18 protein-coding genes are annotated in these 22,643 nt (G+C 69.5%); 10 read left to right on the forward strand and 8 right to left on the reverse strand.

Annotated features, from left to right (window positions below):
- Positions 1-106 precede the first annotated feature (106 nt).
- A complete protein-coding gene (locus BUR99_RS04670; RefSeq protein WP_074259131.1) occupies positions 107-922 on the forward strand; it encodes a M57 family metalloprotease in 816 nt (271 codons plus the stop codon).
- 115 nt (positions 923-1,037) lie between these two features.
- Here the strand turns inward: BUR99_RS04670 and BUR99_RS04675 are convergent, their stop codons facing one another.
- Positions 1,038-3,116: a DNA gyrase/topoisomerase IV subunit B gene (locus BUR99_RS04675; protein WP_234980729.1), complete on the reverse strand. Its 2,079-nt coding sequence runs from the start codon at positions 3,114-3,116 to the stop codon at positions 1,038-1,040.
- Between the two features lie 146 nt (positions 3,117-3,262).
- Between BUR99_RS04675 and BUR99_RS04680 the strand changes: the two genes are divergently transcribed.
- Positions 3,263-3,496: a DUF7455 domain-containing protein gene (locus BUR99_RS04680; RefSeq protein ID WP_056008697.1), complete on the forward strand. Its 234-nt coding sequence runs from the start codon at positions 3,263-3,265 to the stop codon at positions 3,494-3,496.
- A gap of 135 nt (positions 3,497-3,631) precedes the next feature.
- Here BUR99_RS04680 and BUR99_RS04685 read toward each other — a convergent pair whose 3' ends face one another.
- The 4 genes from BUR99_RS04685 to BUR99_RS04700 form a co-directional block, all read right to left on the reverse strand.
- Positions 3,632-4,363, reverse strand: a complete 732-nt coding sequence (locus BUR99_RS04685; protein WP_074259133.1) for a type 1 glutamine amidotransferase — start codon at positions 4,361-4,363, stop codon at positions 3,632-3,634.
- Positions 4,360-5,616, reverse strand: a complete 1,257-nt coding sequence (locus BUR99_RS04690; protein WP_074259134.1) for a Mur ligase family protein — start codon at positions 5,614-5,616, stop codon at positions 4,360-4,362. The genes BUR99_RS04685 and BUR99_RS04690 overlap by 4 nt, the downstream gene beginning before the upstream one ends.
- A 7-nt stretch (positions 5,617-5,623) precedes the next feature.
- Positions 5,624-6,913, reverse strand: coding sequence for an RNA polymerase sigma factor (locus BUR99_RS04695; RefSeq protein WP_074259135.1), 1,290 nt, complete (start codon positions 6,911-6,913; stop codon positions 5,624-5,626).
- A gap of 254 nt (positions 6,914-7,167) precedes the next feature.
- Positions 7,168-8,094 carry a proteasome assembly chaperone family protein gene (locus tag BUR99_RS04700; RefSeq protein WP_074259136.1) on the reverse strand — a complete coding sequence of 309 codons (927 nt, stop codon included), beginning with the start codon at positions 8,092-8,094 and terminating at the stop codon, positions 7,168-7,170.
- A gap of 88 nt (positions 8,095-8,182) precedes the next feature.
- Here BUR99_RS04700 and BUR99_RS04705 point away from each other — a divergent pair, with 88 nt between their 5' ends.
- The 3 genes from BUR99_RS04705 (at position 8,183) to BUR99_RS04715 (ending at position 12,716) form a co-directional block, all read left to right on the forward strand.
- Entirely contained in the window at positions 8,183-9,655 is a 1,473-nt protein-coding gene (locus tag BUR99_RS04705; protein WP_074259137.1) for a leucyl aminopeptidase, read from the forward strand.
- Positions 9,656-9,753: 98 nt separating this feature from the next.
- Positions 9,754-11,127 carry a dihydrolipoyl dehydrogenase gene (gene lpdA, locus BUR99_RS04710; RefSeq protein WP_074259138.1) on the forward strand — a complete coding sequence of 458 codons (1,374 nt, stop codon included), beginning with the start codon at positions 9,754-9,756 and terminating at the stop codon, positions 11,125-11,127.
- A gap of 68 nt (positions 11,128-11,195) precedes the next feature.
- Positions 11,196-12,716 carry a 2-oxo acid dehydrogenase subunit E2 gene (locus tag BUR99_RS04715; protein ID WP_074259139.1) on the forward strand — a complete coding sequence of 507 codons (1,521 nt, stop codon included), beginning with the start codon at positions 11,196-11,198 and terminating at the stop codon, positions 12,714-12,716.
- On the opposite strand, the gene BUR99_RS04720 is transcribed toward BUR99_RS04715, so the two are convergent.
- On the reverse strand, positions 12,713-14,155 hold the full coding sequence (locus tag BUR99_RS04720) for a serine/threonine-protein kinase (protein WP_074259140.1): 1,443 nt from the start codon (positions 14,153-14,155) through the stop codon (positions 12,713-12,715). The two genes, BUR99_RS04715 and BUR99_RS04720, sit on opposite strands and share 4 nt — an antisense overlap.
- A 217-nt stretch (positions 14,156-14,372) precedes the next feature.
- On the opposite strand from BUR99_RS04720, the gene lipB reads away from it, so the two are divergent.
- The 4 genes from lipB to BUR99_RS04740 all read left to right on the forward strand — a co-directional run bounded on the left by lipB (position 14,373) and on the right by BUR99_RS04740 (position 17,444).
- Positions 14,373-15,008 (forward strand): lipoyl(octanoyl) transferase LipB, encoded by a 636-nt coding sequence (gene lipB / locus BUR99_RS04725; RefSeq protein WP_074259141.1) that lies wholly within the window; start codon positions 14,373-14,375, stop codon positions 15,006-15,008.
- Entirely contained in the window at positions 15,005-15,994 is a 990-nt protein-coding gene (gene lipA / locus BUR99_RS04730) for a lipoyl synthase (RefSeq protein ID WP_074259142.1), read from the forward strand. The genes lipB and lipA overlap by 4 nt, the downstream gene beginning before the upstream one ends.
- 72 nt (positions 15,995-16,066) lie before the next feature.
- Complete coding sequence (locus BUR99_RS04735; RefSeq protein WP_074259143.1) at positions 16,067-16,780, forward strand: DUF4191 domain-containing protein; 714 nt, start codon at positions 16,067-16,069, stop codon at positions 16,778-16,780.
- A gap of 220 nt (positions 16,781-17,000) precedes the next feature.
- Positions 17,001-17,444, forward strand: coding sequence for an ElyC/SanA/YdcF family protein (locus BUR99_RS04740; RefSeq protein ID WP_074259482.1), 444 nt, complete (start codon positions 17,001-17,003; stop codon positions 17,442-17,444).
- A 5-nt stretch (positions 17,445-17,449) separates the two neighbouring features.
- Here BUR99_RS04740 and BUR99_RS04745 read toward each other — a convergent pair whose 3' ends face one another.
- A complete protein-coding gene (locus BUR99_RS04745; protein ID WP_074259144.1) occupies positions 17,450-17,884 on the reverse strand; it encodes an RDD family protein in 435 nt (144 codons plus the stop codon).
- A 137-nt stretch (positions 17,885-18,021) separates the two neighbouring features.
- Here BUR99_RS04745 and glnA point away from each other — a divergent pair, with 137 nt between their 5' ends.
- Entirely contained in the window at positions 18,022-19,446 is a 1,425-nt protein-coding gene (gene glnA / locus BUR99_RS04750) for a type I glutamate--ammonia ligase (protein ID WP_074259145.1), read from the forward strand.
- A gap of 179 nt (positions 19,447-19,625) precedes the next feature.
- Here glnA and BUR99_RS04755 read toward each other — a convergent pair whose 3' ends face one another.
- A complete protein-coding gene (locus BUR99_RS04755; RefSeq protein WP_074259146.1) occupies positions 19,626-22,643 on the reverse strand; it encodes a bifunctional [glutamine synthetase] adenylyltransferase/[glutamine synthetase]-adenylyl-L-tyrosine phosphorylase in 3,018 nt (1,005 codons plus the stop codon).

Raw genomic sequence — 22,643 nt, forward strand, 5'->3', positions numbered from 1 at the left:
TACGTTGACCCCACTTCGGGGGGCAGGCAACGACGCCGGCCATGGATCCGAAGCCGCTCGCCGACCAGGCGAACGGAGATCGCTCATTTCAGAAGGAGCACACTGCATGCGAATCACGAGAACACTCGCGCTGGCCGCCACCGCGGCCGCCGCGCTCGCTGTCGGCACGGCAATCCCGGCCGCCGGTGCAACCCCGCTCGATGACTCCGACGTTCCCTCCTACCAGGAGTTCGCGTCATCGACCTTCCGAGACGTCGATGGCAGCTACATCGTCAACGGAGACGAGGTGATCTCGGACAAGGGCGACCTGCGGAAGTTCTACGACCTGCTCGTCGGTCCCGAGACGCCGACCGACGGTCTCATCGTCAACACGGTCAACGGCGCCGACGACAAGTGGTCGGCCTCGCAGATCGGCAACCTCACCTATTGCGTCAGCACGAAGTTCGGCACGCGTCACGCCGACGTCGTCAACGCGATGGCGAGCGGCGCGGCCCTCTGGGAGTCCGCGTCATCGAAGATCGACTTCGTGTACGTGAGCAGCGCCGACGGCCAGTGCACGACGCGCAACAAGTCGGTCCTGTTCTCGGTCGAGCCGGTGCAGACCTCGCAGTACATCGCCCGTGCGTTCTTCCCGAGCACGCCCGACCGTCAGCAGAACGTGCTCATCGACGACTCGATCTGGAGCTCGGGCTCCTGGACGCCGGCCAACATCCTCGGTCACGAACTCGGCCACACCCTCGGGTTCCGGCACGAGCACACGCGCCCCGAATCGGGCACCTGCTTCGAAGACAACAACTGGCGCCCGCTGACGCCGTACGACTCGTCATCGATCATGCACTACCCGCAGTGCAACGGTTCGTCCGACGACCTGTCGATGACGAACGCTGACCGTACGGGGGCCGTCGCCCTCTACGGCAACTGAGTCACCGCTCTCGTCTGAGCATCATCAGTGTCCGCTGGGCTCGGTCGTATTCGACTGGGCCCAGCGGTTCGTCATGAAGCGGGGCGAGAGCATCCGGCCGACCGCCGGCCGAAGGTCACGCGTCGATGCGGTCGCGCTCGAGCGAGTCGGAACTCTCGATGATGAACTCCTTGCGCGGCGCGACATCCGTGCCCATGAGCAGCTCGAACACGCGCCCGGCGTTCTCGGCATCGCCGATGCCGACCCGGCGCAGTGTGCGGTGCCGGCGATCCATGGTCGTGGTCGCGAGCTGATCGGCATCCATCTCGCCGAGGCCCTTGTATCGCTGGATCGGGTCCTGGTAGCGCTTCTTCTGCCGGTCGAGCGTCGCGAGGACCCCCTTGAGCTCGGCCTCCGAATAGGTGTAGATCGTCTCGTTCGGCTTCGAACCGGGGTTGATCACGACGACCCGGTGCAGCGGCGGCACGGCGGCGAACACCCGGCCGTGCTCGATCATCGGCCGCATGTAGCGGAAGAACAGGGTGAGCAGCAGTGTGCGGATGTGCGCGCCGTCGACGTCGGCGTCGGCCATGAGGATGACCTTGCCGTAGCGAGCGGCCTCGAGGTCGAAGCTCCGGCCCGAGCCGGCACCGATCACCTGGATGATCGACGCGCACTCGGCGTTCGCGAGCATGTCGGCGACGCTGGCCTTCTGCACGTTGAGGATCTTGCCGCGAATCGGCAGCAGCGCCTGGTGCTCGCTGTCGCGCGCGAGCTTGGCGGTGCCGAGCGCGGAGTCGCCCTCGACGATGAACAGCTCACTGTGCGAGACGTCGTTCGAGCGGCAGTCGACGAGCTTCGCAGGCAGCGACGAGCTCTCGAGCGCGTTCTTGCGCCGCTGCGTCTCTTTGTGCGCACGGGCGGAGATCCGCGACTTCATCTCGGCGACGACCTTGTCGAGCAGCAGGGCCGCCTGGTTCTTGTCGTCGCGCTTCGTGGAGGTGAAGCGGGCTCCGAGCTCCTTCGTCAGCACGGTCGAGACGATGGAGCGCGCCGCGGGCGTGCCGAGCACCTCTTTCGTCTGGCCCTCGAACTGCGGCTCGGGCAGGCGCACCGTGACCACCGCGGTGAGTCCCGCGAGCACGTCGTCCTTCTCGAGCTTGTCGTTGCCGGCCTTGAGGCGTCGAGCGTTCAGCTCGACCTGCTGGCGCAGGAACTTGAGGAGCCCCTGGTCGAAGCCGGCCTGGTGCGTGCCGCCCTTGGGCGTCGCGATGATGTTCACGAACGAGCGGATGACCGTGTCATAGCCGGTGCCCCAACGCAGGGCGATGTCGACCACGCACTCGCGCTTCAGTTCCGTCGGCACCATCGCACCGCCCTCGGTGAGCACGGGCACGGTCTCGGTGAAGTGGCCGGTGCCGGTCAGACGCCACACATCGGTGAGCGGGGCGTCGGTCGCGAGGTGCTCGACGAACTCGGAGATGCCGCCATCGAACTGGAACGAGGTCGTGTGCGGGGTCTCGCCGCGCTCGTCGTTGACGTCGATTGCGAGCCCGGGAACGAGGAACGCCGTCTGCCGCGCGCGACCCAGCAGCTCTTCGGTCTGGAACTCGGCGCCCTTCGTGAAGATCTGGCGATCGGCCCAGTAGCGGATGCGCGTGCCGGTGACGCCCTTGGCCACCTTGCCGACGACCCGGAGCTCGCTGCGCTGCTCGAACGGCGTGAACGGCGCGTCGGGAGACGGCGCGCCCGAATCGGCGAAGTTGCCGGGCTCGCCCCGGTGGAACGACATGGCCCACGTCTTGCCGTCGCGGTCGACCTCGACGTCGAGACGTTCGGAGAGCGCATTGACGACGGATGCGCCGACACCGTGGAGGCCGCCGGAGGCCGCGTAGGAGCCGGAACCGAACTTGCCGCCCGCGTGCAGCTTGGTGAACACGACCTCGACGCCCGACAGGCCGGTCTTCGGCTCGATGTCGACCGGGATGCCGCGCGCACGGTCGCGCACCTCGACGCTGCCGTCGGGGTGGAGGGTCACGCCGATCTCGGTGCCATGGCCCGCGAGCGACTCGTCGACCGAGTTGTCGATGATCTCCCAGAGGCAGTGCATGAGGCCCCGGGAGTCGGTCGAACCGATGTACATGCCGGGTCGCTTGCGCACGGCCTCGAGGCCCTCGAGCACGGAGAGATGGCGGGCGGAATAGTCGGAGCTCACGTCGATCAAGCCTACTGAGCTGCACCGACACATCCGGTCAGCCACTACGCGCTGAGCGAAATGCCCGGCCCAACGGAAGGAACCTGCCCGGAGTCGTGTTTTCATTGATGAACGGAACACCACGCATGAGCGACGAAGGAGGAGCCATGACCCAGTACACCGAGACCACCGGTGCGGTCGATGAACTCGAGACCCCTTACGAGCTCACCGCGCTCGATCGATGCGATGCCTGCGGCGCGCAGGCGTACATCCGCGTCGTCGTCGCGAGCGGCGAACTGCTGTTCTGCGCCCACCACGGCCGCAAGCACCAGGAGAAGCTCTCGCAGATCGCGCACAGCTGGCACGACGAGTCGAGCAAGCTGCTCGCCGACCGCAGCTGACCGACCGACTTCGCGAACGCCCCGGCTCGTCCGGGGCGTTCGTCGTCTCCGGGCGCTGAGCCGGCGCGGGCCGAGCGGATGCCGCGGCTCGCCGTCGTCGATCTGCCGGCTCGCGCGTCGACCTCGTCGGGTCGGTCAGGACTCGGAGACGCCTGCGGCGGCCAGCTGCGCGGCACGAGCGGCCGACGCGTAGGCATCGACGGTCTGCGCACGCTCGCCGACGACGTACTCGAGCCCGGCACGAGCGGCCATGGTCTCGAGCAGGCGATCGGCGAACACGGGGTTCTTGGCGAGCACCGGGCCGTGGAGGTGGGTGCCGTGGACGTCGCCCATGACCGCGCCCTCCTGACCGGAGTCGCGGCCGTTGCCGTGCCCGGCACGGATGCGGCCGAGCGGGGATGCCTCGGCGCCCACGTAGTCGCGGGCGTGGTTCTCGAATCCGACGAGCATGCCGAAGCGCGGACTCTTCACGACGACGTCGCCGGTCACGCGGTTCGCGCGAGGCACCGAGCGGCCGGGCAGGATGCCGAGGCCCTCGATGCTCCGGCCGCTTGCGAGTTCGATGCCCCAGCTGAGCAGTTCCCAGCCGGTGCCGATGGAGAGGATCGGAACGCCCTCGGTGCCCCAACGGCGGAACTCGTCGTGCATCGTGAGGAGCAGTTCGCGGCTCTCGTCGAGCGACGAGTCGCTGCCCGAGCCGAGCACGATCGCGTCGACGCGGGGCGGCAGTTGCGCGGCCGTCTCCGCCTCCACGACCGTGGCGTCGAGGCCGGCCCATCGTGCACGCGTCGCGAGCACCCGGGCGTTCTCGGCGTCGCCGTTCGTGTTCTGGAGTCGGGGAAGCAACGAGACGATCGTGAGGGTCATTCTGCTCCAGCGAGTCCGAGGTGGGCACGTGTGCGGCGCATGGCGTCGGCGGTGAAGACGATCGTCTTGACGCCGGAGGCGGGCGCCGGCATCGCCAGGAACGCGTCGACGGCGGTGCCGAGGTCGGGCTCGACGCGGTCGATCTCGACGCCGTCGTAGGCGAGCATGAGCGCGGCCTCGGCCGACTTCGAGCCGCTCACGATCGAGACGCGGCCGAGTGAACCGGCATCCGTCGGCCAGAAATAGGAGGGGTCGCGCACGTCGGAACCGATCGCGAACATGATCTGCTCGGTGCCCGGCGCGATGCTGTCGACGTTGAGCTGGTAGCTCGCCGGGTTCTGCACGAGCACGAACTCGACGTCATGGCCGCGAACGGTGGTGCGCTCGCCACGACCGAACACGGCGGGGATCGCGCTCAGCGCGTCGGCCGCGGTCGAGCTCGAGAAGCGGTCGCCGAGCACCGCCTTCGCGGTGGCGTACGCGGCCGCCGCGTCCACGGCGTAGTGCACGCCGCGTGCCGGCAGGCCGATCGAGACGGATGCCCCGGCATCGTCGAGCACCGCGGAGGCGCCGTCGACCGTCTCGACGAGCACGTCGGTGCCGCTCGAGAGGCGGACGTCGCTCGTCTCGGTGTACCCGAGGCCTCGCGGGGATGCCGCGAGCACCGCGTCGGTGACGCCGAACCGGTGCACGGCGACTCCGGGCTGCACCCGGGCGGCGAGCCGCTCGAGGTAGGCGTCGTCGGCGTTCACGACGATCGACTCGCCGGCGCGCGCCGCGATGCGCGCGAGCATGGAGGCGACCATCTCGGAGTCGTGGAATCGGTCGATCTGGTCGACCATGACGTTCGTCAGGCACACGACGCGCGCATCGACGCCCTGCATGACGAGGGCGCCGTGGCCCTCGTCCATCTCGAGCACCGCGACGTCGCCGGGCACGCGACCCTGCCAATCGGCCTGCTCGAGCAGTGCCGAGGTCAGACCCTGGCTGATGTTCGCCGTCGACGGGTTGGTGAACACGTCGACGCCGTGGGCGCGAAGGATCGCGACGAGCATCTTGGTCGTCGTCGACTTGCCGCTCGATCCGGAGACGACGACGAGTCCCTGCGGGAAGCCCGAGAGCGTGCGCTTCAGGTATTTCGGGGCGATTCGGTTGACGACGAGGCCGGGAACAGCCGATCCGCCGCCGGGCTTGCGCAGCCGGGCGGCGAATCGGGTGAGCCTGCCGACGAGGATCGCCGGCGCGTAGCGCACTCGCGGCCTACTCGAGGTAGTCGCGGAGCGACTGCGAACGCGAGGGGTGACGCAGCTTCGCCATCGTCTTCGACTCGATCTGGCGGATGCGCTCACGCGTGACCCCGAAGGTGTCGCCGATCTGATCGAGGGTCTTCGGCATGCCGTCGCCGAGGCCGAAGCGCATGCGGATCACGCCCGCCTCGCGCTCGCTCAGCGAGTCGAGGAGCGACTCGAGCTGCTTCTGCAGCATCGTGAAGCCCACCGCGTCGGCCGGTACGACCGCCTCGGTGTCCTCGATGAGGTCGCCGAACTCGCTGTCGCCGTCTTCACCGAGGGGCGTGTGCAGCGAGATGGGCTCGCGGCCGTACTTCTGCACCTCGATGACCTTCTCGGGGGTCATGTCGAGCTCGCGGCTCAGCTCTTCGGGCGTGGGCTCGCGGCCCAGGTCCTGCAGCATCTGACGCTGCACGCGGGCGAGCTTGTTGATGACCTCGACCATGTGCACCGGGATGCGGATGGTGCGCGCCTGGTCGGCCATGGCGCGGGTGATCGCCTGACGGATCCACCACGTCGCGTACGTCGAGAACTTGAAGCCCTTGGTGTAGTCGAACTTCTCGACGGCGCGGATGAGACCGAGGTTGCCCTCTTGGATGAGGTCGAGGAACTGCATGCCGCGACCCGTGTAGCGCTTGGCGAGCGAGACCACGAGGCGGAGGTTGGCGCCGAGCAGGTGGCTCTTGGCGCGCTGGCCGTCTTTCGCGACCCACTGCAGCTCACGACCGAGCTGCGAGCGCTTCTCGGCGTCGGTCATGTGCGAGAGCTTCTCTTCGGCGAACAGGCCCGCCTCGATGCGCATCGCGAGCTCGACCTCTTCGGCCGCGTTCAGGAGCGCGACCTTTCCGATCTGCTTCAGGTAGTCCTTGACGGGGTCGGCCGTCGCGCCGGTGATGGCGCTCGAGTAGACCGGAACCTCGTCTTCGTCGTCGACGGCGCGCAGCACGAGGGCACCGGTGGGGTGCGGCTCGACTGCGACGGTCTTCGTGTCGTCGTCATCGCCGTCGGCAGCCGAGTCCTCGGCACCCTCGGCGATCTCGAGGTCGACGACCTCTTCGCCTTCATCGTCGTCGCTCTTCGCCTTCGCCTTGGCTCGGGGCTTGGTCGCGGTCTTCGCGGTGGTAGCGCGAGGCGTCTTCGCCGCGGGGGTGGCCGCGGCCTTCGCCGGCGTCTTCGCGGCGGCCGACTTCGCGGCGGTCGCGCGCTTCGCAGCGGGCTTCTCCGCCTCGCTCGCAGCCGTCGCGGCTTTCGTCGTTGCCATTCGTTGAACCTCTCCTACCGTTGTGCCCGCGTGCCCTCGCGGACTCGGCTCATGCACTCGGTCCGGTCGTTTTCGGACACTATGAGGACCCATGTCAAGTCCGCTGCATCGGCATGGTCTTTCACCACGCCAGCGGGCCAGAACGGGTCCTGCCCCCATTATACAGACCTGTGCACCGCATCACGCCCGTTCGAGGCCGACTCCGCTCTCCCGTTGCTACAACATCGAGGCGACCGGGGGCATTCCCCGCCTGCTCAGAGTCCGCGCGGCGTGTCGTCGTCGTTCGAGCGGCGGAACGCGAGGAACTTCTCGAGCTCGGCTGCGATCTCGTCGGCCGACGGCAGCTCGCCGTCTTCGTCGGTCAGGGGCGACCGGAGCGTGGTGCCCTCCATGTAGGAGTCGTGCCGCTGCTCGAGCGTGCCGACGAGCTTCGCGAGCTCGGCATTCTCGGACACCTGCTCGTCGATGCGGGCGATGAAGTCCCGCCCCTGCTCGCGCAGTGCGTCGGTCGGGAAGATGCGACCGGTCGCGGCGCTGATCGCCTCGAGCGCGGAGATCGCGGCCGAGGGGTACTCGGCGTCGGAGAGGTAGTGCGGGATCAGCAGTACGAAACCCGTCGTCGGGTGGTCGAGCTCCTGCAGCCGGAACTCGACGAGGTGCAGCACGTTGGCGGGCACCTGCGTCGTCGGACGCCAGATCGACATCGCATCGATGAGCTCGGAGCGGTTGCCGCTCACGGTCACGCCCACGGGCCGCGTGTGCGGCACGGGCATGGGGATCGAGTTGATCCAGGTGGTCGACGACACCCCGAGTCGATCGATCAGGTCGAGCACGGCCGAACTGAATCGCTGCCACTGGTAGTCGGGCTCGAATCCGGTGAGGAGCAGGAACTGCTGGCCCAGCTCGTCGACCGCGAGGTCGAGGCTCAGCCTCGGGGGCGTGTAGTCGGCGAGGTGGTCGCCCTCGAAGAGGATGATCGGTCGGCGCGCTCGGTAGTCGAGCAGCTCGTCGGCCTCGAAGGATGCCACGACCGTGCTGTCGAGGGTCGAGAGCAGGTATTCGGTGGTCTGAGCGACGGCTCCGCCCGCATCGGCGTAGCCGGTGAGGCCCGCGACCAGCGGAAGCCCGGCGGGAACGATCACGTCGGGGTTCAGCTCGTACAGGGAGCGGGGGTCTCGCATGCTCCCAGCCTACTGAGGCCGGTTGCACGCTCCTCCGGATCGCCGCCCGTCCACGTGATGCCGAGAGCGAACACGTACGATCGATCGCATGGCTGTTCCCACCCTCTCCGTGACCGACTCCCCCGCTTCCGTCTCCGACGCCGACGTCGTGCTGCTCGCCGTCCGAAAGGGTGCCGACGGCCCGGAACTCCTGGCCGAGGCCGGCTTCGACTGGGTTGCCCCCGTGCTCGACACGCTCGACGTGAGCGGTGCGGCCGAAGAACTCATCCGCGTCCCCGGCGTCCCCGGTGGCCCGCGCGTCGTCGCGCTCGTCGGCGTCGGAGAGCGAGCGGATGCCGCGAGCCTCCGCCTCGCTGCGGGCAGCGCGCTCCGCCAGCTGAAGGGCGAGCTCGCGGTGGCGATCGCCGTTCCGACCGACGACGCCGACGCGGCCGCCGCGCTCCTCGAAGGTGCCGGTCTCGGCGCGTACGGCTACGACGGATTCCGTTCCGACCCGAAGCCGCGGCCGTCGAGCATCATGGTGCACTCCGTGTTCGACGGGTCCGCGATCGGCGTCGACCGGGTTCGCGCGGTCGTCACGGCCGTGGCACGCACCAAGGACCTCGTCAACATGCCGCCCGCCGACCTGTTCCCCGAGCGACTCGCGGAGATCGCGGTCGAGACGGCTGCTGCCGTCGGCATCGGTTCGAAGGTGTGGGACGAGCAGGCGCTCGCCGCCGACGGCTTCGGCGGCATCCTCGCCGTCGGCCAGGGGTCGAGCCGCGGCCCGCGCCTCGTGCGCCTCGACTACACGCCGGCCGGGGCATCCGCTCACCTCGCGCTCGTCGGAAAGGGCATCACGTACGACTCGGGCGGAATCTCCCTGAAGCCCATGACGGCACTCGTCGGCATGAAGACCGACATGGCCGGCGCTGCTGCGGTGCTCTCGGCGATGGTCGCCCTGGCCGAGCTCGAGGTGCCCATCCGAGTCACCGGATGGCTCTGCATCGCCGAGAACCTGCCCTCCTCGACCGCCGTGCGCCCGAACGACGTGCTGCGGATCCGCGGCGGCAAGACCGTCGAGGTGATCAACACCGACGCGGAGGGCCGGCTCGTGCTCGCCGACGGCCTGGTCGCGGCGAGCGAGGAGCAGCCCGACGCGATCGTCGACGTCGCGACCCTCACCGGCGCGCAGATGGTCGCCCTCGGCCACCGCATCGCGGGTCTGATGGGCGATGAGGACCTCGTCGGGCAGGTGCGCGCAGCCGCCGACTCGGTCGACGAGTCGACCTGGCCGATGCCGCTCCCCCGCGACCTCATGCCGTACCTGAAGTCGGATGTCGCCGACCTCGCGAACACCAAGCTCGGCATGACCGTGCCCGGCATGCTCCTCGCGGGCGTCTTCCTGCAGGAGTTCGTCGGCCGCCGCGACGACGCCGAGACGCGCATCCCCTGGGCGCACCTCGACATCGCGGGCCCCTCGCACAACACCGCGGCCGGCCACGGCTTCACCGGTTCGGGCGCCACCGGCGTCGCGGTTCGCACGCTCGTCCGCCTGGGCGAGCAGCTCGCCGCAGAGTAGTAAGGTCGTATGGGCGAGATCCTCGCCCATACACCCTGCCCCGGCAACGAACCGGGGGCAGTCCGTGTCGCAGATCTGGTGCGCAAGGGAGAGAGCGTTTGTCCGAGCAGAACTTTGACATTGTCGTCCTGGGCGGAGGCAGCGCCGGTTACGCCGCTGCGATCCGCGCCGTCGAACTCGGCATGACCGCCGTGGTGATCGAGAAGGACAAGCTCGGCGGCACGTGTCTCCACCGCGGGTGCATCCCCACGAAGGCCCTGCTGCACTCGGCAGAGGTGGCCGAGGTGGCCCGCGAATCTGCGAAGTACGGCGTCAAGACCTCCTTCGAGGGCATCGACATCGCGGGCGTCTCGGCGTACCGCGAAGGCATCGTCGCGAGCAAATGGAAGGGCCTGCAGGGCCTGCTGAAGGCGCGCGGCATCCCCGTGGTCGCCGGTGAGGGCCGACTCGTCGGCGCGAACACCGTGGCCGTCGGCGACGACCGCTACGTCGGCAAGAACGTCGTGCTCGCGACGGGTTCCTACTCGCGCTCGCTCCCCGGCCTCGAGATCGGCGGCCGCGTCATCACGAGCGAGCAGGCCCTCGAGCTCGACTTCATCCCCAAGAAGGTCGCCGTGCTCGGCGGCGGCGTCATCGGCGTCGAGTTCGCGAGCGTCTGGAACTCCTTCGGCGCCGACGTCACCATCATCGAGGCACTGCCTCACCTCGTGCCCAACGAGGAGGAGACGATCTCGAAGCAGCTCGAGCGCGCGTTCCGCAAGCGCGGCATCGAGTACTCGCTCGGCGTGCGCTTCCAGAACGTGACCCAGAACGACGAGGGCGTCGTGGTGACGCTCGAGAACGGCACCACCTACGAGGCCGAGCTCCTGCTCGTCGCCGTGGGCCGTGGCCCGGTCACGCAGAACCTCGGCTACGAAGAGGCCGGCATCACGATCGATCGCGGCTTCGTCATCACGAACGACCGCCTCGAGACGAGCGTCCCCGGCGTCTACGCCGCGGGCGACATCGTTCCCGGCCTGCAGCTCGCGCACCGCAGCTACCAGCAGGGCATCTTCATCGCCGAGGAGATCGCGGGCCTCGCCCCGATCGTCGTCGAAGACGTGAACATCCCGAAGATCACCTATTGCGAGCCCGAGGTCGCCTCCGTCGGCTACACCGAGGCGAAGGCCGCCGAGAAGTTCGGCGCCGACCAGGTGTCCTCGTTCGAGTACAACCTCGCCGGCAACGGCAAGAGCTCGATCCTCGGCACCTCCGGCTCGATCAAGGTGGTCCGCGTGAACGAGGGCCCGATCGTCGGCGTCCACATGATCGGCGGCCGTGTCGGCGAACTCATCGCCGAGGCGCAGCTCGCCGTGAACTGGGAGGCGTACCCCGAAGACATCGCCCCGTTCATCCACGCTCACCCGACCCAGGGCGAGGCGTTCGGCGAGGCCGTGCTGAAGCTGGCCGGCAAGCCGCTCCACGCCATCTGATCCCGGCGTTCCCATCCACGACTGCAATAAGCTAGAAAGCGTTCCCACGCTGTGAAGGAGACAAGCGCATGAGCGAATCCGTCAGCCTCCCGGCACTCGGAGAGAGTGTCACTGAGGGCACGGTCACCCGCTGGCTGAAGAATGTCGGCGACCGTGTCGAGGTCGACGAGCCGCTGCTCGAGGTCTCGACCGACAAGGTCGACACCGAGATCCCGTCGCCCGTCGCGGGTGTCATCGAGGCGATTCTCGTCCAGGAGGACGAGACCGTCGAGGTCGGCACCGCGCTCGTGACGATCGGCGATGGTTCGGGTGCAGCTGCTGCTGCTCCGGCCGCTCCCGAGGCCGCAGCGCCCGTGGCGGAGGCTGCTCCGGCAGCTCCTGCCGAGCCCGTGGCACCCGCGGCTCCGGTCGCCGAGCCCGTCGTTCAGGCGCCGGCGGCGCCCGTCGCCGAGCCGGTCGCACCTGCAGCTCCGGTCGCCCCCGCGGCACCGGTCGCCGAGCCGGTCGCCCCGGCGGCCCCGGTTGCTCCGGCGGCTCCGGTCGCAGAGCCCGTCGCCCCGGCAGCACCGGTCGCTCCCGCAGCACCGGTCGCTCCCGCAGCCCCGGCGGCACCGGCGGCTCCGGTCGCCGAGCCGGTCGCTCCCGCAGCGCCGGCAGCGCCCTCGGCGCCGACCGGCGGCTCGCACGCCGGCCCCGCGGGCTACGTCACGCCGATCGTCCGCAAGCTGGCGAACGAGCAGGGCGTCGACCTCGCGAGCGTCACCGGCACCGGTGTCGGCGGTCGCATCCGCAAGCAGGACGTCATCTCGGCCAACGCTGCGCCCGCGGCATCCGCTGAGGCCGCCCCGGCACGCCAGGAGCTCGAGGTCTCGCCGTTGCGCGGCACCACCGTGCCGATGACGCGCCTGCGCAAGGTCGTCGCCGAGCGCGCCGTCGTCTCCATGACGTCGACCGCTCAGCTCACGACGGTCGTCGAGGTCGATGTGACCCGGGTTGCGCGTCTGCGCGACAAGGTCAAGGGCGACTTCCTCGCCAAGACCGGCAACAAGCTCTCGTTCCTGCCGTTCTTCGCGATGGCAGCGGCCGAAGCCCTTCGCGCCTACCCGATCATCAACTCGACCGTCGACGGCGACAGCATCGTCTACCCGGCGCAAGAGAACATGAGCATCGCGGTCGACACAGAGCGCGGCCTGCTCACCCCGGTGATCCGCGATTCGGCCGAACTCGACATCGCCGGCCTCGCCGCGCAGATCGCCGATCTCGCCGAGCGCACGCGCAACAACCAGCTGAAGCCCGACGAGCTGTCGGGGGGCACCTTCACCCTGACGAACACCGGCTCGCGCGGCGCGCTGTTCGACACCCCGGTCGTGTTCCTGCCCCAGTCGGCGATCCTCGGCACCGGCACCGTCGTGAAGCGGCCCGTGGTCGTCTCGACCGACGGCGCCGACGCGATCGCCGTGCGCTCGATGGTCTACCTGGCGCTCTCGTACGACCACCGCATCATCGACGGCGCCGACGCCGCCCGCTTCCTCACCGCCGTCAAGCAGCGGCTCGAAGAGGGTGCGTTCGAGGCGGACCTCGGCATCTAGCCGAAGATCTCTCGAAGTCGCCAACCGGCCTCGCCCCTCATCACGAGGAGCGAGGCCGGTTCCCGTTCCGCGGTCGCGTAGGGGACGGTGACGAGTACCGCCGAGCCCATCTCGGCCGCCACGGCGATGCCGGCCGGATCGAAGGCCGGCGGCGCGTCGCCCCCATCGCGTGCGACACCCATCGCCGCGACCTCGCCGGCTTCGGCGGCGGAGCCGGGCTGCACGATCGCCTCCAGACATGCCAGGTCGAGCCGGTCGAAGCACTCCGTGCGGCGGGCGAGCAGGGCCTGCACTGCGGCCACGACGTCATCGCCTGCAGTCGCATCGTCGGTTGCATCGTCGGGCGCGGCCGCCGTCTCCGACGGAACCACCTCGGGAACCTCGGTCGTGTTCACAGCGGCCTCGGGCGTGGCATTCGAGGAGACGGCACCGCCGGCCTGAGGAGGCACCAGGGTCAGGAGCAGCACGAGCGCTCCCCCGCCGACCAGGGAACCGACGATGAGGGCGGGTCGGCGCCGGCGCAGAACCGAACGCACTCGGTTCCCGACGCCGACGGGCGGGTCGGGTGTCGCGGCGGTCGGTGCGCCTTCGGCGCTGCGACGCCCGTCGGCCAGGAACGCGGGCCACTGCGCGAGGTCGAGCAGGGTGGAGAACCTACTGCGTGCCAGCGGTTCGGGTGCACCGAGTTCGCCTGAGTCGTGGCCGTGCACGGCCTGCGGGACGGCTTCGAGCGGCACGGTCGCCCGTGAGGGCAGGCCCGTCCGTGGAGCGGCGACGACGACGCCGCGGACGGGTGCGGGCTCTGCCGCGGCGAAGAGTGCTCGTTCGAGCTCGGCGTCGCACGGCGTGAATGGCCGTGTCGTGAGACGTGACTGCATGAGTTCGTCGACGGCAGCGAACACCGCGGGCCGCTCTGTCGCTGCGATGACCTCGCCGACCAGGTCGGCGAGGGCGACGTGACCCGTTCGAAGGAGCTGATTGCGCTCGTGCGGCGCCGCGGGAAGCCGCTCGAGTCCGCCGAGGCCGATGAGCCGCGGACGCCCGCGCCCGTCGAGCAGCACGTCGCCGGGTGACAGCCGGGTGTGCACGAACCCTCGGCGCGCGAGTTCGCCGACTGCGACCGCTATCGGCGCGAGGATCGTGACCGCTTCGCCAGGGGTGATGCGCCGATCCGCGAGGATCCGCGCGATCGGCCCGCCCGCCAGCCGTTCGACCGCGAGTGCGCATCGCCCGTCGTCGAGGGTCGCGACGTCGAGGAGCGCAGGCAGCGACCCCGAGGCATCCGTCGACATCGCCGCGATCTCGACGGCGATCGCCGCTCCGTTCGCCGTGGCCTCGTAGACCCGCACGACCACGAGCGGCCCCGGGTCGTCGGCCGTGCCGTCGACCGCGGCGAGGAACACGTCGGCACGCTCGCCCGACGCGATGCGCCGGAGCAAGCGGTAGCCGGCCAGGGTCGATGGGGCTGGCGGCTGCGGGTCGCGAGTCGCAGCCTCCGAGCCGGAGCCGGAGCGATGGTCGGGGCGTCGCCTACTGGATCGAACCATGCCGACCAGCTTGCTCGCGAGGCGTCGCGCCGGCCGGGCCCCACCGGCGGCTGGGGAGCCCAGGCCGTCGACGACCGCTGTCGAGGAGGAGTGACCTAAGCTGATTCCCATGCTCGACATCGTCGTCACGGGGCTAAGCGCCAACTCCGTGCCGTACATCGAGGGTCTCGACCTTCAGCGCGCCGTCCATCGCGCGGTTGTCGGGGGCGAACGCCCCGACACCGTACTCCTTCTGGAGCACCCCTCCGTCTACACCGCCGGCAAGCGCACTGCGCCCGAGGAACGGCCGACCGACGGGACTCCCGTCATCGACGTCGACCGCGGCGGCAAGATCACCTGGCACGGCCCCGGCCAACTCGTCGGGTATCCGATCCTGCGCCTGCCGGAGCCCATCGACGTCGTCGGATACGTCCGGCGGCTCGAAGGCATCCTCATCGACGTGCTCGCCGACATCGGCCTCGAGTCGCACCGCGTCGACGGCAGGTCCGGTGTCTGGGTCGGCCCGCCCGGACGCGAGAACAAGATCGCCGCCATCGGCATCCGCGTCGAGAGCGGCGTCACCATGCACGGCTTCGCCCTGAACGCGAGCAACGAGCTCGACGCCTACGACCGCATCGTCGCCTGCGGCATCCGCGATGCCGGAGTGACCACGATCAGCCGCGAACTGGGTCGCACCGTGACCCCGGCCGATCTCGTCGAACCGATCTCCGCGCGGTTCCGTGCCGAGGCGGCGATCGCCGCGTGAGCACGGTACCCGAGGGGCGCAAGATGCTGCGCCTCGAAGTCCGCAACGCCCAGACGCCGATCGAACGCAAGCCCGAGTGGATCAAGACGCGAGCGAAGATGGGGCCCGAGTACCGGGCACTGCAGTCGCTCGTGAAGAGCGAGGACCTGCACACCGTGTGCCAGGAGGCCGGCTGCCCCAACATCTACGAGTGCTGGGAGGACCGTGAAGCGACGTTCCTCATCGGCGGTTCGCAGTGCACCCGGCGCTGCGACTTCTGCCAGATCGACACGGGCAGGCCGGCCGACTTCGACGCCGACGAACCTCGCCGCGTCGGCGAGTCCGTGGTGCGCATGCAACTGCGGTATTCGACCGTCACGGGCGTGGCCCGCGACGACCTGCCCGACGGAGGCGCCTGGCTGTACGCCGAGACGATCCGCGAGATCCACCGCCAGTCGCCCGGCACCGGGGTGGAGATCCTCGTGCCCGACTTCAACGGAGTGCCCGAACTGCTGCAGCAGGTGTTCGACGCACGCCCCGAGGTCTTCGCGCACAACGTCGAGACGGTGCCGCGCATCTTCAAGCGCATCCGGCCTGCCTTCCGCTACGAGCGGTCGCTCGACGTGATCACGCAGGGCCGCGACGCCGGGCTCATCACGAAGTCGAACCTCATCCTCGGCATGGGCGAGGAACGGGGAGAGATCTCGCAGGCCCTGCAGGACCTGCACGATGCGGGCACCGACATCATCACGGTGACCCAGTACCTGCGGCCGAGCCCCCGGCATCTACCGGTCGCGCGCTGGGTGCGTCCCGAGGAGTTCGTCGAGATCAAGGAGGAGGCCGAGGCGATCGGCTTCCTCGGCGTGCTCGCCGGTCCCCTCGTTCGATCCTCGTATCGTGCGGGTCGCCTCTGGGCGCAGTCGATGCATGCGAAGGGGCGGGAACTGCCCGCCGAGCTCTCGCATCTCGCCGACGCGTCGCTCGGCTTCGCGCAGGCGGTCGGCTAGCGGCATCCGCCGTCTCGGACCGCGAGCAGATCGCGGTCCGAGACGGGCCTCCGCGCCGGTATCCTTGAGAACATGGCACGCACCAAGGACGCATCGAAGGCTCAGAAGGAGCCCGGCCGCATGAAGCAGATGTGGCAGGTCTTCCAGATGACCCGCCGCTACGATTCCACCGCGCAGTGGCTGATGCTCCTCGGATTCCTCGCCCCCGTGCTGGTGGGCCTGGGCCTGGCGCTCTGGCTGAGCGAGGGCAACGGCTTCACGATCGCCCTCTGGGTCGTCGCGGGCGTGCTCGCCGGCCTCCTCATCGCGCTCGTCATCCTCGGCCGTCGCGCCGAGCGTGCCGCCTACTCGCAGATCGAGGGCCAGCCCGGCGCGGTCGGCGCGGTGCTCCGCAGCGGCCTTCGCGGCGGATGGGTCGGCAACGAGATGCCCGTCGCCGTCAACGGCAAGACGCAGGACGCCGTGTACCGTGCCGTCGGCCGTGGCGGCGTCGCCCTCATCAGCGAGGGTCCCGTCTCGCGCACGAAGCGCATGCTCGACGACGAGCAGCGCAAGGTCACCCGCATCCTGCCGAACGTTCCCGTCATGCAGATCTCGGTCGGCGATGACGAGGGATCCATCGCCCTTCACAAGCTCCCTGCGGCGCTCCGCAAGACGAAGAAGGCGCTCACCAAGCCCGAGGTGCTTGCCGTCTCCAACCGGCTCAACTCGCTCCAGACCTCCCTGCCGATCCCGAAGGGCATCGACCCGATGAAGGCTCGGCCCCAGCGCGGCAAGATGCGCTGATCACCCGGCGCTGAACGAAGCGAACGCGGCATCCGTCATGACGGATGCCGCGTTCTCGTTCGTGTGGCGGCGGTACTCTCGCAGAGTGCGTCTGCTTCCTCTCGCTGTTCCGATCGCTGCCGTCATCGGCCTCGTCGCATGGGCGGAGCTCGTGCATCGGCGGTCGAGCGGCCGGCGACTCGGCTCCGACGCGCGGTCGGGCACCACGGAGGCGGTCGTCGTGCTCGGCTACCGGAATCGCGGCGGGCGCGCGAACTCCCTGAATCGGTATCGGGTGCGCGCCGGACTCCGCTCCCAAGACCCGCGCGCCCGAGAAAGCGTCCTCGTGCTGTGCGGCGGTGGGGTCGCCAGCGCCACCCCGGAGGCCGAGCTGATGGCAAGTTACGCACGCCGACGCGGATACACGGGTCCAATGCGGCTGGACCGCGACAGCGCCACCACGTGGGAGAACATCCGGAACGCGATCCCGCTGATCGAGGATGCAGACACGATCAAGATCGTGTCCAACTCGCTCCATGCCGAGAAGGGGCGAGCCTTCCTGTGGAAGCTGCGGCCCGATCTCGCGGGGCGACTCGTCCGCGCCGAGGACCACCGGTTCGGTGAGCTCGCACTGGTGAAACCACTCGCGGCCGTCCTCGGATTGCGGAGCCCGCGGGGAGCGTAACGCCTCTAGTACCGGATGAGCACCGTGCCCGCGACCTTGTCGTGGAAGCCCCGCTGGTCGGAGTCCCAGACGAGCGCGGGGATGACGAGCAGGAGCAGCGCGGTCCGCACGACCGGGCGCTTGAGGCCGATCCATCCGCCATCGAGCGGAATGACCCGCATGCCCAGCAGACGGTGCCCGAGGCTGCCCCCGATGGTCGGGATGAAGACGATCTGCAGCACGGCGAACACGAGCGGCGTGACCCACGTGTAGGCGGCGGACTCGTAGGGGGTGAAGAGCAGCGAGATCAGCATCGCGCTCGCCCAGTCGACGAGCAATGCGGCGATGCGGCGACCGGCGCGAGCCACGGAACCGCGGCCCTCGTTCGGCAGTCCGAGCCGCTCCCCCGGCCACCCACTCGGCTCGAGGTCTCCGAAGGTCTGGGGTTTCGAGTCAGGCACCAGAAGAGTCTACCGAGCCGAACTGGGCGTAACATGGCCGAAACATTCCGGTCACGGCAGGGAAACGGCACCCGGCTAGCGTCGCTACCGGCTGTGAAAGTCCGTCCGGTTCTAGTCCTCTTGGAGACTGCGCAAACATGTTCAGCGATTCGTCCGAAGTTCTCAAGTTCATCAAGGAGACGGATGTCAAGTTCCTCGACATCCGCTTCACCGATCTTCCGGGCGTGCAGCAGCACTTCAACATCCCGGCTTCCACCGTCGATGAGGAGTTCTTCACCGTCGGCCAGCTGTTCGACGGCTCCTCGATCCGCGGCTTCGCGAACATCCACGAGTCCGACATGCAGCTCATCCCCGACGTGACGACCGCGTACATCGACGCGTTCCGCGCCGAGCGCACGCTCATCATGGTCTTCGACATCTACAACCCGCGCAACGGCGAGATCTACGCCAAGGACCCGCGTCAGGTCGCCAAGAAGGCCGAGAAGTACCTCGCGTCGACCGGCATCGCCGACACCGCGTTCTTCGCCCCCGAGGCCGAGTTCTACATCTTCGACGACGTGCGCTACGAGGTCAACCAGCACTCGAGCTTCTACTCGGTCGACTCCGAAGAGGGCGCCTGGAACTCGGGCCGCGTCGAAGAGGGCGGCAACCTCGGTAACAAGACCCCCTACAAGGGCGGCTACTTCCCCGTCTCCCCCGTCGACAAGCAGGCCGACCTGCGCGACGACATCTGCCTCAAGCTCATCGACGCCGGCCTCATCCTCGAGCGCTCGCACCACGAGGTGGGCACCGGCGGCCAGGCGGAGATCAACTACCGCTTCGACACGATGGTCGCCGCGGCCGACGACATCCTGAAGTTCAAGTACATCGTCAAGAACACCGCCGAGCAGTGGGGCAAGACGGCGACGTTCATGCCGAAGCCGATCTTCGGCGACAACGGCTCGGGCATGCACACCCACCAGTCGCTCTGGAGCGAGGGCAAGCCGCTCTTCTACGACGAGGCCGGCTACGGCGGTCTCTCCGACCTCGCGCGCTGGTACATCGGCGGCCTGCTGAAGCACGCCCCCGCGGTGCTCGCCTTCACGAACCCGACGGTGAACTCGTACCACCGTCTGGTGCCCGGCTTCGAGGCGCCCGTGAACCTGGTGTACTCGGCGGGCAACCGTTCGGCGTCCATCCGCATCCCGATCACCGGCACCAACCCGAAGGCCAAGCGCATCGAGTTCCGCGCTCCGGATGCCTCGGGCAACCCCTACCTCGCGTTCGCCGCGCAGCTCATGGCCGGCCTCGACGGCATCAAGAACCGCATCGAGCCGCACGAGCCCGTCGACAAGGACCTCTACGAGCTCCCGCCCGAGGAGGCCAAGGCGATCCCGCAGGTCCCCGGCTCGCTCGGCGAGGCCCTCGCGGCGCTCGAGGCCGACCACGACTTCCTCCTCGAGGGCGGCGTGTTCACCAAGGAGCTCATCGAGACGTGGATCGACTTCAAGCGCGAGAAGGAGCTGAAGCCGCTGGCTCTGCGTCCTCACCCGTTCGAGTTCGAGCTCTACTACGGCGTCTGATCCTGCAGCCCCCTCTGCAGTCCCCAGGATCCGAACCTGCATCCCCCCTGCAATCGTAAGGATCCGGCCTGGATGGGCCCGCACCGCTTCGGCGGGGCGGGCCCATTCGTCGTTTCCCGGCGACGTTGCGACGCGACGACCGGTCGACCATGTCGCCGCTCTCGAGATCCGGGTGCCGCTCAGCCGATGGACGGCTCACGCCGGGGCTCGACCCCGTAGAAGCCGCGATCGAAGACGGCGCGGGCGCGCCGGGTGACATGCAGATAGTCCTGTTCGAGCTGTGTCGCCGATCCAGGCGGGTAGCCCATGATGCGGGCGACGCCCTCGAGCTGCGATCGCTCGACGGGCAGCACGTCGGTGGTGCGGTCGAGCCAGAGGGTGAGCGCCGAACGGGCGCGCGAGGCGAACACCCACGCGGCGCGCAGCGTTTCGGCATCGGATGCCTCGACGAGCCCGTGCTCGACCGCTGCGGCGAGGGCGTCGAGCGTCGACGTCGTGCGCAGCGCGGGAACGGCGGCGGCGTGCTGCAGTTGGATGAGCTGCACGAACCATTCGACATCGGAGAGCGATCCGCGCCCGAGCTTCAGGTGCCGGTTCGGATCGGCTCCCTGCGGCAGTCGTTCGTTCTCGACGCGAGCCTTGATGCGCTTGACCTCTCGCACGTCGCGTTCGCTGATCGACTCGGGATAGCGCACGGTGTCAGCGAGGTCGGTGAACTCCTCGATGAGCGGCAGGTTGCCCGCCACCCCGCGGGCTCGCAGCAGCGCCTGCGCCTCCCACGTCAGCGACCACCTCGCGTAGTACGCACGGTAGGCGTCGAGCGAGCGGGCGACGACGCCGTTGCGTCCCTCGGGGCGGAGGTCGGCGTCGAGGTCGAAGGGCAGCCGCGCGTCTTCGCTGAGACGCACGAGTTCGGCGACGATGCGCAGCGCCCGCGAATGTGCGGCGTCAGCCGCGGCATCCGTCGCCCGGTAGACGTAGATGATGTCGGCGTCGGAACCGATGCCGAGCTCGCGGCCGCCGAAGCGGCCCATGCCGATCACGGCGAACTCGATACCGTCGGGCTCGCCGCCGCGGATCGCGGCGACGAGGGCGGCGATGTGGTTCTCGGTGACGTCGCTGAGGGCGTGGCCGAGTTCTTCGACGGTGCAGACGTCGAGGATTCCGGAGAGCGCGAGCCGCAGCACCTCGCGGCGGCGGATGGCGCGGAAGATCTTGGCCGCGACGTCGGGTTCCTCGTGCCGACGGAGCACCGCCCGGCCTTCGTCTTCGAGCGCGGCGATCGATCGCGGCCGCAGCTCGTCGAGGTCTTCGAGCCAGGCCACCGATTCGGGGCTGCGCTCGAGCAACTCGGCGGCGAAGCGGGAGCCCGAGAGCACCCGCGTGAGCCGCAGCGCCGCGTCGGAGGAGTCGCGGAGCAGCCGCAGATACCAGTGGGTGGTGCCGAGGGTGTCGCTGAGGCGCCGGAACGACAGCAGCCCGAAGTCGGGGTCGGTGCCGTCGGCGAACCAGGAGATGAGCACCGGCATGAGGTTGCGCTGGATCTGCGCGCGCCGCGACACACCGGTGGTGAGCGCCGCGATGTGCGCGAGCGCACCGCGCGGGTCGCGGAACCCGATCGCCGCGAGGCGGGCCTCGGCCTGCACGCTCGTGAGTCCGAGACCGGATGCGGGCAGCGATGCCACCGCCGACAGCAGCGGCCGGTAGAAGAGTCGTTCGTGCAGGCCGCGCACGCGCTGGCGAGTGGCGTGCCACACCGCCATGAGTTCATCGGCCGTGCGGCCGAGCCCCGAGGCACGGGCGAGCACGCGAAGTCGGTGCTCGTCGCGCGGCATGAGGTGCGTGCGGCGCAACCGCTCGAGCTGCACCCGGTGCTCGAGCACTCGCAGCACCCGGTAGTCGCGCGCGAACTCGGCCGCCTCCTCGCGGCCCACATAGCCGAGCTCGGCGAGTGCCGCGAGGGCGGGCAGTGTGCCGCGCTGGTGGATGCCGTCGTCGGAGGCGCCGTGCACGAGCTGCAGCAGCTGCACCGTGAACTCGATGTCGCGGATGCCGCCCGGGCCGAGCTTGATCTGCACGTCGACCTCGTCGGCGGGGATGTGCTCGGTGACGCGCTCGCGCATCGCCTGAACTGACTCGACGAAGCCCTCTCGGCTCGAACTCGACCACACCTTCGGCGCGACGCCCTCGATGTATCGGCCGCCGAGCTCGAGGTCGCCGGCGAGCGGGCGGGCCTTGAGGAGTGCCTGGAACTCCCAGCTCTTCGCCCACCGGTCGTAGTACTGCAGGTGCGACTCGAGCGTGCGCACGAGTGCGCCGTCCTTGCCCTCGGGGCGGAGGTTCGGGTCGACCTCCCACAGCGGCGGCTCGATGCCGGGCTCGCCGATGATGCGCATCGTCAGCATGGCGAGGCGGGTGGCGATGTCGAGCGCTCGCGCGGTCGAGACCACGTCTTCGTCGGCGGATTCGGCGACGAAGATGACGTCGACGTCGCTCACGTAGTTGAGCTCACGGGCCCCGGCCTTGCCCATGCCGATGACGGCGAGCCGCGTGGCCTCGACCTCGGCGGCCGGGTACCGTCCAGGTGCTGCGGGCTCCCCCGGTGCCCGCCCGATCACGCGACGAGCGGCCGCAAGCGCTGCATCGAGCGTGGCGCCGGCCAGATCGGCGAGGCCGGCTGCCACGACGTCGACCACGTCGACCGCGTCGGCGCGGGTGAGGTCGTACACCGCGATGTCCGCGAGGAGCCGTCGGTACCGGATGCGGATCGCCCTCGCCGCCGCTTCGGGGAGGTCCGCCGGCGGGGCGGTGACCGCGTCAAGCGCGGCGAGCAGCGATGCTCGTGCCTCTGCGACGCTCGGCGGAGCGACCGGCACCTGCGCGAACGATGCGAGGTCCGACGGATGCCGCAGCAGGAAGTCGGCGAATCCGCGCGAGGCTCCGACGAGTCGCACCAGGCGCGCCGCGGCGTTCTCATGATCGAGGACGCCGGCGAGCTCGGTCGGCGCCTGTTCGTGGAGTCGCGCGACGACCGCGAGCGCCTCGTCGGGGTCGGCGGCCTGCGCGAACACCTCGAGCAGCGAGTCCGCGGCGACACCGGTGGACGCCGACAGCGATTCGAGCGCCGCTGCGGCGCCGCTCAGCTCGACGAAGCCCGCACGAGCGACTCTTCCGAGCGTGGGGGCCTGACGAGACAT

The organism is Agromyces cerinus subsp. cerinus, assembly GCF_900142065.1.
Classification (GTDB): domain Bacteria; phylum Actinomycetota; class Actinomycetes; order Actinomycetales; family Microbacteriaceae; genus Agromyces; species Agromyces cerinus.

What these genes read in the sequence shown, in the direction of transcription:
- BUR99_RS04670 (WP_074259131.1), top strand. Translation starts at nt 107, where the DNA reads ATGCGAATCACGAGAACACTCGCGCTGGCCGCCACCGCGGCCGCCGCG.
- BUR99_RS04755 (WP_074259146.1), bottom strand. Translation starts at nt 22,643, where the DNA reads ATGTCTCGTCAGGCCCCCACGCTCGGAAGAGTCGCTCGTGCGGGCTTC.
- glnA (WP_074259145.1), top strand. Translation starts at nt 18,022, where the DNA reads ATGTTCAGCGATTCGTCCGAAGTTCTCAAGTTCATCAAGGAGACGGAT.
- BUR99_RS04685 (WP_074259133.1), bottom strand. Translation starts at nt 4,363, where the DNA reads ATGACCCTCACGATCGTCTCGTTGCTTCCCCGACTCCAGAACACGAAC.
- BUR99_RS04695 (WP_074259135.1), bottom strand. Translation starts at nt 6,913, where the DNA reads ATGGCAACGACGAAAGCCGCGACGGCTGCGAGCGAGGCGGAGAAGCCC.
- BUR99_RS04715 (WP_074259139.1), top strand. Translation starts at nt 11,196, where the DNA reads ATGAGCGAATCCGTCAGCCTCCCGGCACTCGGAGAGAGTGTCACTGAG.
- BUR99_RS04735 (WP_074259143.1), top strand. Translation starts at nt 16,067, where the DNA reads ATGGCACGCACCAAGGACGCATCGAAGGCTCAGAAGGAGCCCGGCCGC.
- BUR99_RS04705 (WP_074259137.1), top strand. Translation starts at nt 8,183, where the DNA reads ATGGCTGTTCCCACCCTCTCCGTGACCGACTCCCCCGCTTCCGTCTCC.
- BUR99_RS04700 (WP_074259136.1), bottom strand. Translation starts at nt 8,094, where the DNA reads ATGCGAGACCCCCGCTCCCTGTACGAGCTGAACCCCGACGTGATCGTT.
- BUR99_RS04680 (WP_056008697.1), top strand. Translation starts at nt 3,263, where the DNA reads ATGACCCAGTACACCGAGACCACCGGTGCGGTCGATGAACTCGAGACC.
- lipB (WP_074259141.1), top strand. Translation starts at nt 14,373, where the DNA reads ATGCTCGACATCGTCGTCACGGGGCTAAGCGCCAACTCCGTGCCGTAC.